Source organism: Bacillus sp. 17RED48, from assembly GCF_019837545.1.
In the GTDB taxonomy this organism is placed as follows: Bacteria; Bacillota; Bacilli; order Bacillales; family Bacillaceae_G; genus Bacillus_A; species Bacillus_A wiedmannii.
In genome coordinates, this window is the sequence record NZ_JADAXG010000004.1 from 281,815 (window position 1) to 299,820 (window position 18,006).

19 protein-coding genes, 1 pseudogene and 1 other annotated feature are annotated in these 18,006 nt (G+C 33.3%); of the genes and pseudogenes, 5 read left to right on the forward strand and 15 right to left on the reverse strand.

Annotation, left to right across the window (positions count from 1 at the left end; genetic code table 11):
- Nucleotides 1-112: 112 nt before the first annotated feature.
- Nucleotides 113-1,396 carry a S41 family peptidase gene (locus ILT06_RS18510; RefSeq protein WP_088046796.1) on the forward strand — a complete coding sequence of 428 codons (1,284 nt, stop codon included), beginning with the start codon at nucleotides 113-115 and terminating at the stop codon, nucleotides 1,394-1,396.
- A gap of 41 nt (nucleotides 1,397-1,437) precedes the next feature.
- Here the strand turns inward: ILT06_RS18510 and ILT06_RS18515 are convergent, their stop codons facing one another.
- The 6 genes and pseudogenes from ILT06_RS18515 to ILT06_RS18540 form a co-directional block, all read right to left on the reverse strand.
- Nucleotides 1,438-2,364 carry an aminoglycoside phosphotransferase family protein gene (locus ILT06_RS18515; protein WP_098103303.1) on the reverse strand — a complete coding sequence of 309 codons (927 nt, stop codon included), beginning with the start codon at nucleotides 2,362-2,364 and terminating at the stop codon, nucleotides 1,438-1,440.
- Nucleotides 2,365-2,393: 29 nt separating this feature from the next.
- A pseudogene (locus ILT06_RS33105) lies at nucleotides 2,394-2,503 on the reverse strand (aminoglycoside phosphotransferase); the annotation flags it as partial.
- Between the two features lies 1 nt (nucleotide 2,504).
- On the reverse strand, nucleotides 2,505-3,140 hold the full coding sequence (locus ILT06_RS18525; protein ID WP_222655348.1) for an HAD family hydrolase: 636 nt from the start codon (nucleotides 3,138-3,140) through the stop codon (nucleotides 2,505-2,507).
- A 106-nt stretch (nucleotides 3,141-3,246) separates the two neighbouring features.
- A complete protein-coding gene (locus ILT06_RS18530; protein ID WP_064477370.1) occupies nucleotides 3,247-3,834 on the reverse strand; it encodes a YpjP family protein in 588 nt (195 codons plus the stop codon).
- Between the two features lie 282 nt (nucleotides 3,835-4,116).
- Nucleotides 4,117-5,316, reverse strand: a complete 1,200-nt coding sequence (locus ILT06_RS18535) for an ABC transporter permease (protein ID WP_222655349.1) — start codon at nucleotides 5,314-5,316, stop codon at nucleotides 4,117-4,119.
- The gene (locus ILT06_RS18540) at nucleotides 5,309-6,019 is read right to left on the reverse strand and encodes an ABC transporter ATP-binding protein (protein ID WP_222655350.1); all 711 of its coding nucleotides are present in this window, start codon (nucleotides 6,017-6,019) and stop codon (nucleotides 5,309-5,311) included. The genes ILT06_RS18535 and ILT06_RS18540 overlap by 8 nt, the downstream gene beginning before the upstream one ends.
- A gap of 153 nt (nucleotides 6,020-6,172) precedes the next feature.
- Here ILT06_RS18540 and ILT06_RS18545 point away from each other — a divergent pair, with 153 nt between their 5' ends.
- Nucleotides 6,173-6,604 (forward strand): GNAT family N-acetyltransferase, encoded by a 432-nt coding sequence (locus ILT06_RS18545; protein ID WP_000009770.1) that lies wholly within the window; start codon nucleotides 6,173-6,175, stop codon nucleotides 6,602-6,604.
- 29 nt (nucleotides 6,605-6,633) lie between these two features.
- Entirely contained in the window at nucleotides 6,634-7,161 is a 528-nt protein-coding gene (locus ILT06_RS18550) for an HAD-IIIA family hydrolase (RefSeq protein WP_064477374.1), read from the forward strand.
- Between the two features lie 57 nt (nucleotides 7,162-7,218).
- On the opposite strand, the gene ILT06_RS18555 is transcribed toward ILT06_RS18550, so the two are convergent.
- The 6 genes from ILT06_RS18555 to ILT06_RS18580 all read right to left on the reverse strand — a co-directional run bounded on the left by ILT06_RS18555 (nucleotide 7,219) and on the right by ILT06_RS18580 (nucleotide 12,629).
- Nucleotides 7,219-7,659, reverse strand: a complete 441-nt coding sequence (locus ILT06_RS18555; protein ID WP_061679521.1) for a GNAT family N-acetyltransferase — start codon at nucleotides 7,657-7,659, stop codon at nucleotides 7,219-7,221.
- Nucleotides 7,656-8,129 carry an SAM-dependent methyltransferase gene (locus ILT06_RS18560; RefSeq protein ID WP_064477375.1) on the reverse strand — a complete coding sequence of 158 codons (474 nt, stop codon included), beginning with the start codon at nucleotides 8,127-8,129 and terminating at the stop codon, nucleotides 7,656-7,658. Before ILT06_RS18560 ends, ILT06_RS18555 begins: the two co-directional genes overlap by 4 nt.
- Nucleotides 8,130-8,216: 87 nt before the next feature.
- Entirely contained in the window at nucleotides 8,217-8,915 is a 699-nt protein-coding gene (locus ILT06_RS18565) for an aspartate/glutamate racemase family protein (RefSeq protein WP_088046794.1), read from the reverse strand.
- Between the two features lie 147 nt (nucleotides 8,916-9,062).
- Entirely contained in the window at nucleotides 9,063-10,265 is a 1,203-nt protein-coding gene (eutG, locus tag ILT06_RS18570) for an alcohol dehydrogenase EutG (protein WP_064477377.1), read from the reverse strand.
- 52 nt (nucleotides 10,266-10,317) lie between these two features.
- Nucleotides 10,318-11,757 (reverse strand): GntP family permease, encoded by a 1,440-nt coding sequence (locus ILT06_RS18575; RefSeq protein WP_222655351.1) that lies wholly within the window; start codon nucleotides 11,755-11,757, stop codon nucleotides 10,318-10,320.
- A gap of 206 nt (nucleotides 11,758-11,963) precedes the next feature.
- The gene (locus ILT06_RS18580; RefSeq protein WP_064477379.1) at nucleotides 11,964-12,629 is read right to left on the reverse strand and encodes an HAD family hydrolase; all 666 of its coding nucleotides are present in this window, start codon (nucleotides 12,627-12,629) and stop codon (nucleotides 11,964-11,966) included.
- Between the two features lie 190 nt (nucleotides 12,630-12,819).
- Between ILT06_RS18580 and ILT06_RS18585 the strand changes: the two genes are divergently transcribed.
- Both ILT06_RS18585 and ILT06_RS18590 read left to right on the forward strand, forming a co-directional pair.
- A complete protein-coding gene (locus ILT06_RS18585) occupies nucleotides 12,820-13,617 on the forward strand; it encodes a lipid II flippase Amj family protein (protein WP_000028920.1) in 798 nt (265 codons plus the stop codon).
- 31 nt (nucleotides 13,618-13,648) lie between these two features.
- A complete protein-coding gene (locus ILT06_RS18590; protein ID WP_000155288.1) occupies nucleotides 13,649-14,224 on the forward strand; it encodes a nucleotidyltransferase family protein in 576 nt (191 codons plus the stop codon).
- Between the two features lie 39 nt (nucleotides 14,225-14,263).
- Here ILT06_RS18590 and ILT06_RS18595 read toward each other — a convergent pair whose 3' ends face one another.
- From ILT06_RS18595 to ILT06_RS18605, 3 genes are all read right to left on the reverse strand, one after another.
- Nucleotides 14,264-15,178 (reverse strand): alpha/beta fold hydrolase, encoded by a 915-nt coding sequence (locus tag ILT06_RS18595; protein ID WP_222655352.1) that lies wholly within the window; start codon nucleotides 15,176-15,178, stop codon nucleotides 14,264-14,266.
- A gap of 37 nt (nucleotides 15,179-15,215) precedes the next feature.
- A complete protein-coding gene (locus tag ILT06_RS18600; RefSeq protein WP_064477380.1) occupies nucleotides 15,216-16,556 on the reverse strand; it encodes a sodium-dependent transporter in 1,341 nt (446 codons plus the stop codon).
- 116 nt (nucleotides 16,557-16,672) lie between these two features.
- Nucleotides 16,673-16,921 (reverse strand) — a binding site (T-box leader).
- 107 nt (nucleotides 16,922-17,028) lie between these two features.
- Nucleotides 17,029-17,988, reverse strand: coding sequence for a PepSY domain-containing protein (locus ILT06_RS18605; protein WP_222655353.1), 960 nt, complete (start codon nucleotides 17,986-17,988; stop codon nucleotides 17,029-17,031).
- Nucleotides 17,989-18,006 lie beyond the last annotated feature (18 nt).

The following is an 18,006-nucleotide window of genomic DNA, read 5'->3' on the forward strand; positions in this document are numbered from 1 at the left end:
AGATAACACTTCCCTCTATTTCCCTTTAAATTATCCATCCGAAAAAAAGGATAATACGTAAAGGATACAGAATTCTATTATTCAACTAATTAAATTACCAGGAGGAAAAGCTGTGTACACAGAAATTTCCAAAGAAATTGTTTCGATTACTCATCACGATTATTCAGGTTGTATAGATAAGGAAGGATGGGACGATCCTGCTACTTATTTACAGACAGTTGAAAAACTAGAGAGACAAGGAGAACTAACACCAGTACAATTTACTGAAATTGTACGTGATTACTTACTAGACTTTAAAGATAATCATATGTTTTTCAAAATGCACTCTAAAAATCAACCTCTTAACAGTGTTGGCTTCCAGGTGAAAAGATACGAAGACCGCCTATATATTACATCCAATTCACAAGAAATAAGAGTGAAAAAAGGACAGACTATTCTAGCATTAGATAATATGAAAATTCCAGAGTTATTAATAAAATATAAGAAGTATTTAAATGAGAATACATATGAACGTGAAAAATGGGATTATGTTTTATTAAAATCATCAAATTGTACACTTATAGATGAAAATGGCGTAACCGAAACCATTACTTTACAAAAGTATAAACAAAGCGAATATACGCCTATTTATTCATTTAAACAGCAGAATAAAGATACACTCTTAATTACTTTGACGGATTTCGCAAATACTGATGCTATTAATAAATTATTAGACTTACATAAAGATGAGCTTAATACTTTTCCGAACTTAATAATAGATGTGCGATTGAATCGTGGCGGGAGTGATGATGCATTTTTTAAATTACTTCCTTACTTATTCGAAGACAAAGAGATTTCCCTTTTAGATTCTTCAGATACAATGCAATTAAATCATACAGAACGAAACTTTCATTTACGCATGAAAGACATCGAAATGGAAGATTATGATTCTTTAGACGAACTTTCCAAAATATTCACAGATATATTTATTCAAAATTTAAAAAAGAATTATAAAAAAGGATTCGTTACATTTGATACTTCTGAGTTACCAAAAGAACTTCAATCATTAAAAATACACGGACGAAAATCACCTTGTAGAGTAGTTATATTAACAGATGTTACATGTGGAAGTTCTGGTGATTCTTTTGTAGAAGTAGCAAAAAAATCATTGAAAGTAAAAGTAATTGGTCGTCCTACTGCTGGTTTAAATGATTATTCTAATTTAGCGGTAATGGAATGGGCTGATACATTTGCACTTTACTACCCTACTTCACGGCTCTCTATTATAGATAAAGGCGAAGGAATGTCCGGAATTGGTATACAGCCGCATATACATATCCCGTGGACTCCGGAACATCTACAAGAAGATGTTGATTTAAAATTAGCATTACAACTGCTTCAAAACGAAGAATGGTAAAAAAATAAAGGTAGATGTGAATCACACCTACCTTTTCTATTTCATATTAATTTTTCTGGTTGAAACCAAATTGGCTTTAATGACTCAAAGTCTTTATGATCTTCTAAAACTATAGTAAGACGCTCTAACGTATCATCTAACATGTGCGGTGCTGCTCGTAAACTCCAGACAACTGAAGAGAAAACCGTCATGCCAACGTAAACCGCATATAATTTCCAAAACTCCTCTGGTATTCTCCCGTTAAAGTATCCTTCTATTTGTCCGATTGAATACGGAATACTAATGTCCCTTGCAAATAGTGCAATTTTTACGAAATCATGAAGTGGGTCGCCCCAATCGTAGCCATTAAAATCAACAACACCTACATATTTCGCATCACGTACAATTATATTTTCTAAATGAAAATCATCGTGTTGAAATCGATTTGGGCGGCTTTGTAAATATATTTCATTTTCATCTATAAACTTAATGATTTTATCATCTTTTTTTATTTTTATTCCACATGTTTTATATGCCTCTACATATTTTCGATGTTTTTTCATTGCTCTTTCATACCATGGAAGGATATCCTTAGGAGCTTCATATGTATGCATTTTTGCTAAATCTTTTCCTGCCTCTATACCAATTTCATATTGTTCTTTTGGTGAATACGTAGGCAATAGCTTCTTCGCATCTTCCCCTTCTAAATATGAAAAAATGCCATAGCATAAACCTTTTTCTGCCAACAAACCCATTTCAATTGGTTTTTGTGCTTGCACACTACGGTTTTGCATTTCATTTAAAATTTGAAACTCTATTTTCTTTCTTTCATACTCTTTCATATCGCCTGTCCGCAATAAATATTTTTCGTTATTCGCACACGTAATTATATATTTCTTATCTGGTGAGAAACCTTTGGAGATTTCTTCAATATTAACTGCATCCTTTACTATTTGTATATTGTTTTGCCATGCTGTAATTGTCTTCATATATACTCCCCTTACATTTCTACATTTGGTGTATACGCTACTTCTATTATAAAACCATTCGGATCGTAAAAAGAAATGGGCTCCTCTAATTTGCTACCCAAAATTCAATATGATGAATACCTGCTCGAAGTGTATTCATATTAAGAATACGCCCCTTGTACTACTTGTACAATTTCCATCGGTGTATTGACCATATAATCTGGTGCATCTTTTTTCACTGTTTCAATGACATCATATCCCCAAGATACCCAAATTACATTTACCCCAGCCTTTTTACATGCTGCTACGTCTCGCTGTTCGTCACCAACATATAACATATCTTTCTCTGTTATCTTTTTGGATTTTAAAAACCGTTTTATCATTTTATCTTTTCCGAACAAATTTTTTGAACAATACACTTCTTGAATATTTTCTATATCATTATTGTGTAAAAATGCTCGAATATGCTCTTCTGAGTTCGATGATATGACTGCAATTCCGTAGCCTTTCTTATGTAGTTCATCTAATACACCCTTCATCCCATGGAACAAAATGAGATCTTTTATAGCAGGTTGATACAATTTATAAAACTCTAATGCTAATATCGGTAGTTTATACAGTGGTACATCGAGTTGTTTACATCTCTCCGGCATCGTTAATTTACGTAAATACTCAATTTCTTCTTCCCTTACGGTTTTATATCCATGCTTTTCAGCAAGCTGGTTATAAATTGGTACAAATATATTTTGTGAATCTACTAATGTGCCATCAAAGTCAAAAACAATATATTTTTGCATTCCCATACTCCCTTACTTCTTTTTTCCTAAACCTATTTTATTCAACAATATAGTTGTCTTACCCTTCTATAAGCATAAAAAAGAACAAGATTTTCTCTTGTTCTTTTTAAGAAAGCCATTTTGGCGGTACATTCGTATTCCAATAAATATTTCCTAACTCATGGTGTCCTGAGTACCCATCATCAAATCGATGATAGTGGAAATTAAAATAGTAACCATCTTGCGGTGGATGATCTCTTCTTACATGAAATCGCAATAAGTCATTTCCTGATTTCGTGTCATACACATGAAAAATCTTTTCATTATTTCCGCCAGCTGGCCTTTGAGAAATCGCTAATGATTGCAGCGAATCTTCTGGTACATCATTGGCAAGCTGAGCAATTGCCTCTTCAATTTTCGGTAATATTACATCTTTAAACTCATCTTCAATTACTGGACCAATTTTAGTGCCAAACTTTTGCATCGACTGCTTCTCTGCTTCTAGCATTGCATAAGTAATAAAAGTATCGGTGGTTAACCTGTCATTCGTTTCTTCATATGTATAGGACGTACTCTCCAAATTTTGTTGCCCAGCTGTACTCGTAGGCTTGTCCGCAGCTTTGGCATTATCAAGCAATATGGAAGGAGGCGTCACTAAACCAAATGTAAATACGGTAATTAATGCGACTAAGGTTTTTCTAAACCAATTTGGCATTTATGTTCCCTCCCTTTCACTCATTATATTTTATATAACGGTTGTTTCTTCTATTATACAAAATGATTGTAATTTTTGCACTTTACAATTTTGTTAACGTTCACATATTTTTCACTTGAATATGAAATTGTAAGATTTCATACAATATAAGTACAACAACAATGAGGAGGCAATCAGATGACTTTAGATGTCATGTATTCCGCCGCAAGCATACTCGTTTTAGTATATTTCCTTTATCAATGTGTAACAGATTAAAAAAAGAGCCATTTTCCGGCTCTTTTTCTATGGTAAAAATACAATCCAACCAATCCATACTATAAAAATAATCCCGGCAATTACAGCAGGTAATAAATAAAAATGAGAAAGTATAACTATTCCATACAAAAGCAGTACTGGAAGTAATAAATAGCGATCTGCCTTCCATCTTAACAGTAGTAATTTTCCTTCATCACAATATAAATGAAGAAACATTTTTTTCGTAAATTCATTCCAATAATCGCGCGCATAACGAGAAATTGCAACTAAAGAAAATACAAGAATAATAGCTACAATCCACCTCGGACTCATGATAATACTTACAGTACTTATACATACAATTTGAATATAAAATATTCGTGCACTACTTGTACGGAAAAATTCTTTTAAAAAGGATTCAACAATACGAGAATCTTTTTTCTTCCCTAAAAACTTTTTAGAACATGGAAACATCCACGGCTTTTTATTCGAACTACTCGGTTTAGCCGCATGACCACCAACTTGCATAATCCCACTCGTCCAGCGCATACTTTCTTCTTTCTCTTTCTCAACTTCTTTAAAAAAGCAATTTTTATAATTTAGTTTTTCTTTTATCAATACGATAATTAATAAAACTGCTAGACCGATACATAGTATAGAATAAAAGGAATTTTTATAAATAAGAAACAGACTCAATCCAAAAAAGGATAGACTTATAGAAAATATCACATTTTTTACAATCCATAGTAGCCATCGTTTCCCCACACGTATATGAATAAATCTCGTTAACAACGACAACATAAATCGAAATGCAGTAAAAAATAGCCAAAATAATATGATTTGTACCTGCGCCACTCCAATACTTTTCATCAACACTGGTAACATAGTAACTACTACCACTACATTCGTTATCGCTATTCGAATTAACGTATATGTCATGCCATACTGGATTAACTTTTGCATGTGAGCGGGATAAGAAATTAAAAATAAACTATCCGCTTGTTCAAAAAATGAGCGAACTCCTCTAGAATATGTAATCACATAAAATGCGAGTAAACCTAATCCGAAATAAACTGTCTCTCCCATCGATAATTCTTCCATCCATAGTGAACGATAATAAATCCCTATAAATATAAGTGCAGGAATAATAATATATAGTGCAACCGTCCAATCAGTTATAGAACGTATGGACTTCCATTTACGCCCCAGTTCATGGCGCAATCTTTTATAAAATTGTTGTTTAATCATGCTGTTCACGCCTTACTATTACATCAAAGCAGTCTAATAATGAACTCCCTGGCATTTCTGCTAACGCTTGGATAGATTCTAGATTTCCATCTGCGACTAATGTACCTTGTGAAATGAGTAAAAATCTCTCACAAATTCTTTCAGCTGTGTCTAATACGTGCGTACAAAGTAAAATACCTGCGCCACGTTCTTTTTCTTTATATAAATAACTTAAAAACTCTTTCGTAGCTACTGGATCTAAACCGATAAAAGGTTCATCAATGATATAAAAATCTGGTTCAGTTAAAAATGCCAAAATGCGCATCGATTTTTGTTTCATACCTTTTGAAAACTTTGATAAATACTCATGTTTATGTTTATCCATTCGAAACATATGTAATAACTCTTCTGCTTTTCTTTCCCAGCTTCCTACTTCGTTCTCGCGAGCATCCATTAATAGTTCGATATGTTCCCAAAGCGTCAAATAATCATAATATGTCGGGTGTTCCGGCACGTATGCATAAGGATTTTTCTTTTCACCAAATGATATTTCACCATTCATATTTACAAGTAAACCGAGCATCGTTTTAATCGTCGTACTCTTCCCAGCACCATTCGCACCAATAAGTGCAACTAATTCACCTTTTTCAATTGAAAAGGCAATATCATGAATTGTCTTTTCCCCTATATCATATCCGGCAGAGCGAATATTCACGTCTAACATACATTCCCCTTCTTTCCATTTCCAATAAAATCAAGGAAAAGAATAACATATAACTATCTATATATCATTATAAAATATTTATTTTCATAGCAGGAATACATACTTTTTAACAGAATATTTAATGTTTGATTACATTTTATTGGAGTGGATTATATGTCTTTTCAAATTCGCGAAGCTACAATAGACGATATAGATGCACTTTGTTCTTTAGCGAAAGAATTAAAAGGTTCTTCTATTTCCTATGAAGATATGAACAACCGATTGCAATTCGTACAAATGAGTCCTTTTGATTTTTTATATGTTTATGAGGAAGAAGAAACCATATGTGGATTACTTGGGTTTCGTATACGTGAAAATTTAGAAGATATAACTCGTTATGGGGAGATTTCAATTATTAGCGTTAATTCTACAATACGACGGAAAGGCATTGGACAAGTATTAATGGATTATGCAGAACAATTAGCAAAGACACATAATTGTATCGGCACATGGCTAGTCAGTGGAACAAAAAGAGTAGAAGCACATCCTTTTTACAAAAAATTAGGATATGAAGTAAATGGATATCGATTTGTAAAACATTTTTAAACTACTTATAAATGGAAAGGACTAAAACTATGACAAACATCGAAGCTATTTTTATTGATCGTGACGGTACAATTGGCGGTGACACTACAATACATTATCCAGGCTCTTTTACATTATTTCCTTTCACAAAAGCAGCTCTGCAAAAACTAAAAGCTCAAAATATAAAAATTTTCTCTTTCACAAATCAACCAGGTATCGCAGATGGGATAGCGACTGTAGCTGATTTTGTACAAGAATTAGAAGGCTTCGGTTTTGATGATATATACGTATGTCCTCATAAACACGGTGATGGTTGTGAATGCCGTAAACCAAGTACAGGTATGCTGCTGCAAGCGGCTGAAAAACACGGGCTTAATTTAACAAAATGCGCTGTAATTGGTGATCGCTGGACTGATATCGTTGCAGGAGCAACAGTACATGCGACAACGATATTAGTTCGAACAGGCGCTGGATATGATGCTTTACATACGTACCGAGACAAATGGGCACATATTGAACCAAACTACATTGCAGAAAACTTTGAAGATGCTACAAATTGGATTTTAAATCAACAATAATACAAATTAAAAGAGACGTTTTCACAATGAAAGCATCTCTTTTAATCTTATATTTTTTTAAAACGTTAATTCATAATGGAAATAACGATTATCTCTCAAATAACCATTTTCAGCATATAATCGCTGTGCTGATAAATTATCAATCTCCGTTTGTAATTTTACACCTTTTGCACCATTTTCTAATGCAAATTCTTTAGCAGCTTCTAGTAATTTTTTACCTGTTCCTGCTCCGCGCTTAGTGGCTTGTACAAATAAATCATTTAATATCCATAATTCTTTCATCGAAATGGAAGAAAATGATGGATATAATTGTGTGAAGCCTATATATTCACCGTCTTCAACTGCTACAAAAATAACGGATTCTTTTCTCTCTATTCGATTTCGCAAAAATACTTTTGCTCCTTCTAAATCGGAATCTTGTCTATAAAACATACGATAGTTATTAAAAACTGATGCTAGTCCATCTAAATCTGCAATTGTTGCCTCATATATTCTCATTTTACTCCATTCCCCTTCCAATACTCTCTCATTATATCTGTTGCCCATTTAGGCTGTACAATTTCTTCTTTCGGCATAAACTCTTTCATTATCGGCTTTATATCCAATATAGGGGTGCCATCAATAGCATCTAATCCCTCAACAATAATTGATTTACCTTCTCTTTTGATCACCTTTACAATTGTGGTTCCTATGCGATTCGGACGATTTTTCCCGCGCTGTGCAAAAATGCCTACTTTAGGATAATCATTATTATTTCTAGGATGTCTAGCAAAATATTGAATTTGTTCATCAGTTACTTTATGAAAATAAAAAACAACTTCAATATGAGAAAAATCTTCAATCCCTTGTATACTTTCCTCTGTATATATTTCAGTTAAAGTAATATAGGATCTTACTTCTCCCCACTCATCATCTTTTATTTCCTTTCTTTTATTATGTACAAATGCGATTGGTTGAACTGAAAACATACGCATTCCTCCTTAAATGTAACCACTTACATTATAAAGTATTTTCAGAATGTTTTCCACAAACACGAACTAGATTACATAATATAATTATGATCTATTTCGTAAAGCGAAATTAACTGCTTCAACTGCATGTATATAAGTTGTGTCGAATACCGGAATGGATATGTCTTCCTGTTTTATTAATAACCCTATTTCTGTACAACCTAATATGATTCCTTGTGCCCCTTCTTTTACTAGCTCTTCTATAACTCTTTTATAATACTCTCTAGATTGGGATGTTATCTTTCCTAAACACAATTCTTTATATATTACTTCATTTATTTTATCTCTATCCTTTTCTGATGGAACCATTACTTTTATATGATTCTCTTCTATGCGTAACTTATAAAAATCTTGCTCCATTGTATATTTAGTTCCAAGCAAACCAACCTTTTGAATATCTTTCCTTTTAATTTCTTTCGCAGTTGCATCAGCGATATGTAAGACTGGAATATGAATATTCTTCTTTATTTTCTCAACTACTTTATGCATTGTATTTGTGCAAATAATTATAAAATCTGCTCCTCCCCTCTGTAACGAATATGCTGCATTTCCTAATATTTCTCCTGCTCCATTCCAATCTCCGTTAGACTGGAATCGCTCAATCTCTTCAAAGTCCACACTATTAATCATACATTTTGCTGAATGTAACCCTCCCAATCTCTCTTTTATTTCTTCATTTATGATTCGATAATATTCAGAAGTTGATTCCCAACTCATACCACCAATTAAACCTATTGTTTTCATTACAACAAACCCACCTTATACTGTTTTATAAAACTAATCACAACATTTTATTATGTATATTATACATAATAAAACAAGACTTTACGTTTATAATATAAAGTCTTGTTTTAACTATTTCCAAGGAAATTTTATAAGAATATTCTGAAATTAATTATTGGATGTTTTTATAGAATCTTCATATTGATAATGAAAACATTCTCGATACAACTGTTTAATTTCATCATATGATGGCACACGTGGATTATTTGCTGGACTTCCACTTTCAATTGCATCCAATGCCATTTTAGAAATAGCTGTTTCAAATTCAACTTCACCAATTCCGTATTCTTTTAAATTTGGGATACGAAGATCAAAACAAAGTTTTTTTATTTCCCTCAGCGTGTAGTCGGCTACTTCTTCATCACAATAGGAATACAAATCTTTATTTATACAACGTCCAATTTCTGCTAGTCTTTTTACTGCACTAACTTTTGTATATTCTAAAACTGTAGGTAATAGTATTGCATTCGATATACCATGTGGTACATGAAATAACGCTCCTACCGGCCTTGACATTCCATGAACTAACGTAACAGATGCATTTGAAAATGCGATTCCAGCTTGTAAGGAAGCAATCATCATCGCTTCTCTTGCCTCCATATTCTCTCTATCTTCATATGCAATACGTAAATATTTCATAATACTTTCAATAGCGGAAAGTGCAAGTACATCGGTAAGCGATTGTGAAACTTTAGATATATATGCTTCGACTGCATGACATAATGCATCTATCCCTGTTGCTGCTGTAATATGAGGTGGTACCGAACGCGTTAAAATTGGGTCAATAATCGCTACTTGTGGGGTAAAACTCGGATGCTTCATCATCATTTTTACATCTGTTCGTTTATTCGTAATTACTGCTACACTTGTTACTTCCGATCCAGTACCAGAAGTTGTTGGGATTGCAATTAGTGGTAGCGGATCGTTTTCTATTTCCATATCTTTTTGGACGTAATCTTCCACTTCTCCACCATTTGTATATAACACCGCAACTGCTTTCGCAGCATCAATACAACTTCCACCACCAATACCGATAATAAAATCACACTTTCCTTCTTTACAAAGTGTTAACGCTTCTAACACGTGTATATTTGTAGGCTCAGCATTTACTTTATTATATGTAATAACAGTTATACCTTTCGTATTTAATTGTTGTATACACCTCTCAACATATCCTAAATCCTCCATAATTGTATCCGTAACTATAAACGCTCTTTTCCCCAACTTCTTAGATTGTTCCCCCAGCTTTTCAAGCGAATTTCTTCCATATAATACAGACTTCGGCATACGAAACTCAGCAACATCTTGCAAGTACTCCACCCCTTCTTACCCTAATTTATATTTTAGTTTATAAAATACCGACTTAATAAATTCCTGTTGCAGTATAGAATGCAATTACTAAAAATACAGCAACCGTTTTCAAAATTGTAATAGCAAAAATATCTTTATACGACTGTTTATGTGTTAAACCTGTGACTGTAAGAATAGTAATAATAGCCCCGTTATGTGGTAATGTATCCATTCCTCCCGATGCCATTGACACGATACGATGCATTACTTCTAATGGAATATCAAATTGATTGGCCGCTGCAATAAACTTATCTCCCATCGCACTTAAAACAATTCCCATTCCTCCTGATGCAGAACCTGTAATTCCAGCTAAAATATTCGTCGTTACTGCCACATTCACTAAAGGATTCGTGAATGTGGCAGAAATGCCGTCTCTCATAATCGCGAAACCTGGAAGTGCTGCAATTACCCCACCGAATCCAAACTCAGCACCTGTATTCATCGTTGCAAGTAACGCTCCACCAATACTTGTATTCAATCCAGCTTGAAATCCTGTTACTACTCGTTTCCAATATAATAATAACGTTGTTACAATACCTATAATAAGTGCTAATTCTACTGACCAAATTCCAACTACTGCACTTAATTCTACTTTTCCAAATGCTCTCATACCAATTGCAGAAAAATCAAAACCATTCGGATACCACTTCGGTATCATAATAGTAAAAACTTTATTCATTACACCTACTAAAATAAGTGGTATAAAAGCAATCACTTGCTGTACTCTTGTAATTTCAATACTTTTAAGCATCGGCATATCTTTTTGTTCTACTTGCAAAGAAGCTGCCATTTCAGTATTCCCATCGTTAAAACCAAAATACCCTTCTCCTGCTACCTTCGCCTTCTTACGTCTACTCTCTAAATATAGTAAACCTAACGTGAGTACAAAAATTGCCCCTACAATACCAAGTATCGGCGCAGCATAAATGTCCGTTTTAAAAAAGGTTGTAGGTATTACATTTTGAATTTGTGGTGATCCAGGTAGCGCATCCATTGTAAACGTAACTGCTCCAAGAACAATTGTTCCAGGGATTAAACGCTTTGGAATATTCGCTTGGCGAAACAACTTAGCTGCGAACGGATATACAGCAAACACTACTACATACACACTAACACCACTATACGTTAAAATAGCACCCATTAATACAATCGCTAAAATCGTACGTTTTTCACCAACTAACTCTATAATTGTTTTTGCAATCGAGTCCGCAATTCCTGACATTTCTACTACTTTACCAAATATTGCACCAAGTAAAAATACAGGAAAATATAGTTTAATAAAACCTACCATTTTCTCCATAAAGATATTCGAAAAGAAAGGTAATACAAAACTAGGTTCTGTCAAAAATACCGCAAATAAAGCAAAAATCGGTGCAAATAAAATAACAGAAAACCCTCTATATGCTACAAACATTAGTAAACTAAGTGCTAATAATATAATAACTAGCTCCAATTATACCCCTCCATTTAAACAGAAAATTCAAACTTTTATAAATATAATTCTACTAATCTTTTGATTTTGACATCCCTCCTCTTATTCATACAAATTTTTCATGCTAAAAATGTCTAATTATAAGTATTCGATTACATATGAAAAATCCCTTTAAACATAAACGATTTCATCGTCATACGTTATAAAGGGATTGTTAGTCTCTATATTTACTTCTTTACCAAACTATTTTCTGCACAAAAATGCCGTAGTTCTTTTACATCATTTACTATATAAGTCGCACCAACTTCAGTCAATTCTGTTTCACTACCATAGCCATATAAAACGCCTATTGAGGAAATTCCATTATAATTCGCACCGATTATATCGTGTTTTCTATCTCCAATCATAACAATCTCTTCTTTATTAAAATCTTCATTTGTTTGTAAAATATGAGCAATGATTTCTTCTTTTTTTATTCTCGTACCATCTAAGTTACTTCCAATGATACTTTCGAAATAATTCGTTAGTTGAAAATGATCTAGTACTTGTTCAGCAAATATAGTAGGCTTGGAAGTTGCTATAAATAAACGATTTCCGGTATCTTTTAATTGTTTTAAAAGATTTCGAATACCATCGTACACATTATTTTCTAACAATCCACGTTGCTTTACATACTCTCTGAAATAAAAAACAGCTCTTTCAACTTCCCCTTCATTCATATTGTACCTCTCTACGAATGATTGTTGGATGGGCGGACCGATAAATGAGTCTAACTCATTTACATGTAATTCTTCAATTCCAAGCTTTTTTAATGCATACAATACTGAATTTACAATTCCTTCTTTCGGATCCGTCAATGTTCCATCTAAATCAAATAGAAATGTTGTATACACATTTAATCCCCCGCTCCTATTTACTTTACATATTATATGGAAGGCTTTTTCATGGCCACCTTTTACTATACTATCATTATTTATCTTTTCGAAATTTTTTCTTCTATGTCACATACTTTCAGTTACAAAATGTAATACATATGATAAAGTAAAAAAGTTACAATTATTTTAATAGAAACTGGTGAATCTAATGTCAATTACGTTAATTGTTATAATGGCTTTCACAATTGTTATTCATGCGGTTGAAACAAGCTCTTATAGTATTCGATTAGCTGGAGTGCGTTTAAAGAGAATTGCTGTTGCTTTGTCTGTCGTAGGCATGGTGTTACTCATTTCAAGAACATCTAACATGCTACAAGCCTTTTTAATCAGTGGGTTTGTCGATGAGGCAAAACGAGACGCATCCATTAATTTAGAACATATTATACGGCTCGTTCTATTATCCGCCTCTGTCGGTACATTGATTGCGATTATACTGTATCCAACTTTAACCAAACTATTTGGATATGTCATTCAAAACTTTGAAACAGACGGTTCTTTCATTCGAATGATGAGAACAAATAACATTCAAAAATTAAAGTACACAAAAAAATATGTACGCTTCCCAAAATTAGAAATGATTCATAGACTACGCATTGGTGGTATTCCAAAACGTATTATGCTTATTAACATGTTTGCTACTGCTATTTATACAGCTGGTGTTCTTTCAGCCCTATACGCTTCCTTTTTACTTCCAGATTACGCAACAAAAGCTACTACAGCTTCTGGCCTTATTAATGGGTTTGCTACTATTTTATTAACAGTGCTGCTTGATCCACGTATCGCTCTTTTAACAGAGCGAGCTCTTCAATCAGAAGAAGGTGCAGAAGCAATGAGTAAAATGTATGGTTGGCTAATGATTTCTAGACTTTTTGGTACGTTATTAGCACAACTATTATTCATACCAGGTGCTTACTGGATCACATGGATTATTAAACTGATGAATTAGTCCTCTATAAAAATAGTAGGTGGGATAACAAATGACTATACAAACAGAGCAAGATATAATTCGCTTAATAGAAAACGACGAATGGATGATGAACGTATTACAAATGGCAAAATCACTAGAGTTACCTGATTGGTGGATTTGCGCCGGATTTGTTCGCTCTAAAATTTGGGATACTTTACATAACTATGAAGCTAGAACAACTATGCCTGATGTTGATGTAATTTATTATAATAGTCTACATAAAGATGAGATATACGAACAATCATTAGAAACGAAATTAAAGAATATTGATGCTACTATCCCTTGGTCGGTAAAGAATCAAGCTCGTATGCATGTGGTGAATAATATGCCACCGTACTCTTCTTCTGTTGATGCTATTTCTAAATTTCCTGAAACAGCAACCGCTTTAGGGGTTACATTAGACGAAAAAAACAAAGTTATATTAACAGCCCCATGCGGTATTGAAGATGTTCTTTCCTTACAAGTGAGACCAACAGCTCCTTTTCTTGAAACAAAAGAACGATTACATATATACAACACTAGAGTTAATAAAAAGAACTGGCAAAACAAATGGCCTAATATTACAATCACTTATCCCAAAATGTAAGAAAAGGAGCTTCGCATTACACGAAGCTCCTTTTCTACTTTATTTCAAAAACTGAATGACTATTTCAGCAAATTGATCTGCTTCTTCATAATGCGGTGTATGACCACTCTCTTCAAATACAATATAATCCCCATTTTGAGCATCTTTATTAAATGTTTCAATTTGTTTTTCACACGTTACTACATCATGTTTTCCTACAATTAATAACATTGGATTTTGTATATCTTGTATCTTAGGTAATAATGAAGTGTGGAATACTCCTTCTAATTTCAATCTATCAAAATGAATTTTGGAACGATTTGAAAATACTTCCCACTCATCATCACTATATAAACTCTCATCTGTCACATCTTCCTTATAATTGTAAATCTCCATTCTTTTTTCTTTTAATTCATCGCTTAATCTTATATAGGCTTCTAGCAACTCTTCTGAAGTAGCATCGCTAGCTGAATAAGTAAGGGACTCCTCTGCTACTTCTTCTTTTTCATACTTTTGTAATAAATTCCCTGTCTTTTGTAACAAAGCTCTACTTTTTAACGCAAAATCGAAAGTTGGCCCTTCAAATATGATTTTCTCTATTGAACTTGGATATATCGACGCATATAACAATGCTACATATCCACCGAAAGAATGTCCAATGACAGACCATTTCTCAATTTGTAATACTTTTTTTAGTTCCTCACAGTCTTCAATCAAATCATTTAATCCAAAAGCTTCGTCCTCAGTAATTTCTTCTGAGCGACAAACACCTCTTTTATCTATCATTATTACATATAAAGAATCTTTTAAACGTTCCGCTTGATAAAATGAAAAATCATAGCAACTTTCTCCTGGTCCACCATGCAAGTATAAGACCGGTTTATTTTTAGGATTTCCATGCGTTTCAACGTATAGCTTTTTCCCTCTAATGTTCATGTGTTTCCCTACTTCTATCAAATTCGTCTTTATAATCATCACCTTCTTTTTTTACTGAATATTATAACATTTTCTGTTAAATAATCCCTATTACATTTAAAAAGACAACGATTATTGCAAGTGGTGCTACAAATCGAAGTAAAAACGCCCAACAAATAAATACTTTCTTTCCATAATTTCCACCTACAAAAAACTCTGCTTCTAGCACCTTCTTTTCCATTTTGAATGAAACGAAAATACTAATAAATAGTGCTCCAAGTGGCATTAATATATTACTAGATAAGAAGTCTACTGCATCAAAAATATTCTTTCCGAAAATCGTAATATCACCCCATACTCCAAATGATAATGCTGATGGTATACCTACTAAGAAAATGCCGAAACCGATCATCCATGATAATTTCGTTCTCTTTTCTTGTTCACCATTTGCTAATGCTGAAACAACTGTCTCTAGTAGAGAAAATGCCGATGTTAATGTCGCAAATGTAAATAGTGCAAGAAATACCGTTAAGAACAACCCACCGAATGGAATTTGACTAAATACAGATGGTAATACGATAAATAGTAACCCAGGCCCTTCTGTTGGTTCCATTCCTAATGAAAATACGGCCGGAAAAATAGCAAGACCCGCAAATAATGAAACAAATAAATTCAATCCAACAATTGTTATTGCTGATTTTGGTAAACTTTCTTTTTTATTTAAATAGGAACTATACGTGACCATAATCGAAATCCCGATACTAATCGCAAAAAATGATTGGCCCATTGCGAACAAAATACTTTCTGAAGTAATCTTTGAGAAATCTGGTTGTAAGAAAAACTTCACACCTTTCATTGCGTTATCAAGTGTTAGTGAGCGAACAATAAGAGCAACAAATAATACGAACAATGCTGGCAACATATATTTACTTGCTTTCTCAATTCCATTTTGTACACCTTTTGATACAACCCAAATCGTAATGAACATAAAAGCGAAATGTCCCATAATCGCCCAAGCGGGATTTCCAATTGTTTCAGTAAATAATGCTCCATAATTTTGTCCCGGAGTAATAAGTTGTCCCGTTACTCCTCTGAATAAATAAATTAACACCCATCCACCTACAACACTATAAAACGAAAGTAGTATAAAACATGTTCCAACGCCAAGGCGTCCAATCCAGTGCCATCCTGTATTAGGTGCGATACTTTTAAATGCTCCAACTGCTTGTTTCTGTGTACTGCGCCCAATCATAAATTCAGCTATAAGTAGTGGTAGTCCAATTAATACCGTAAATAATATAAAGATTAAAAAGAATGCTCCTCCCCCGCTCTTCCCAGCGATATAAGGAAACTTCCATATTGCGCCTAGTCCAATTGCTGATCCTGCTGCAGCCATTATAAAACCTAATTTCGAAGTCCATTGCTCCGTCTGTTTCATCTTATTTTCCTCCTAGTTAAATTACTTTATATAAATAATTAAATTTTTTAAACCAATCCGAATAAACCCTCCATTTCTATTTCCATAAAATAAAAAAATGGCTCAACGTCTCTATATAAAGAGACGCTAAGCCATTTACTTAACGCGGTACCACCCTTATTGATTCCATTATGAATCCACCTTAGTAGTAATCGTTTGATTACAAACCTAATATCGAAGGTTAACCGTTAAGATTTACTAAGAATGTGATTCCGTTCCACCTTACTGCTCCTAGGCGAGTTCAGGATGTCATTTGACTATGTCACACCAACCCATAGCTCTCTGTACAAATATACGACCTTACTACTCCTATTCAACACATTTTAATATTTAGAATATATTTTCTTTTGAAATTAATATGAAGTATATCGGTTATATTTATAACTGTCAAGGGCTATATTAAAATTTGATGAGAAACCCCTTTTATTTTTCATTATCCTTCATCATCATCACCGTGATCATCAGTACCTTCTTCTTGATCATCGTCATCTTGTTGTTGAGATGACTCCTTTTGCTGAATAGCATTATTTACCGCTGTAGTAGACATGACTTCACCTGTTATTGTATGTACTCTTACATCAACCGTTTCTGTTTGTTTTTTTATTATAATTTGGTAGGTAGACATACCATTTATATCGACTACACTTACCTTCTCGATAAAACCGCCTGGTACTTTTTGTAACGCAACTTCTTTCGCCTGCTCTTCTGTAACGACTTTTTGTATTTGTGAAGTACCAATAAAAGCACCCGTCGCTTCTTCAATTTCTACCATTACATTCTCATTTGCACTTTTCTCTATCTCTATTACATATACATTTTTTTCGTTCTTTTTCTCTAGTCTTATCCCTTTCACATTCCCTTGTACTTGCTGCACTGCAATCTCTTTTGCTTGCTGCTCTGTAACTTTTGTCGTTTGTTTCTGTAACAATTGAATTTTCCCGGTAGTTTTTTCAATCTCAACTATTGTACTTTGAGTAGCATTTGTTTCTACCGATATTACAAATACCTCTATCCCCTTTCTTTTTTCTAATATAGTTTGTTTAATGATCCCCTGTACTTTCTGAAGTGCCATTTCTTCCGCTTTTTCTTTCGTTATTGTATTACTTTTTAATGATATTTCTTTTGCACGTTTTATGTTACCACTTTGAGCATCTACTATTATTTCATATGAGCCTTTTTCATTTAAAAGATTTACCTTATATACATCTTGTTCCCCTTTTTTTACTAATTTCATATTTTTTATTTTTCCAGGATACTGCTCAGACACAATATTCTGAATTTGTTTTTCAGATAATATTTTTTCTCCTTGCTTAGAAACAATACGTTGTGATACAAAAGCTACACTTACAAGCACAAAACAAAGTAACAATGCAACCTTCCATTTCTTTTTCATTTTCAAACTCCTATCTCT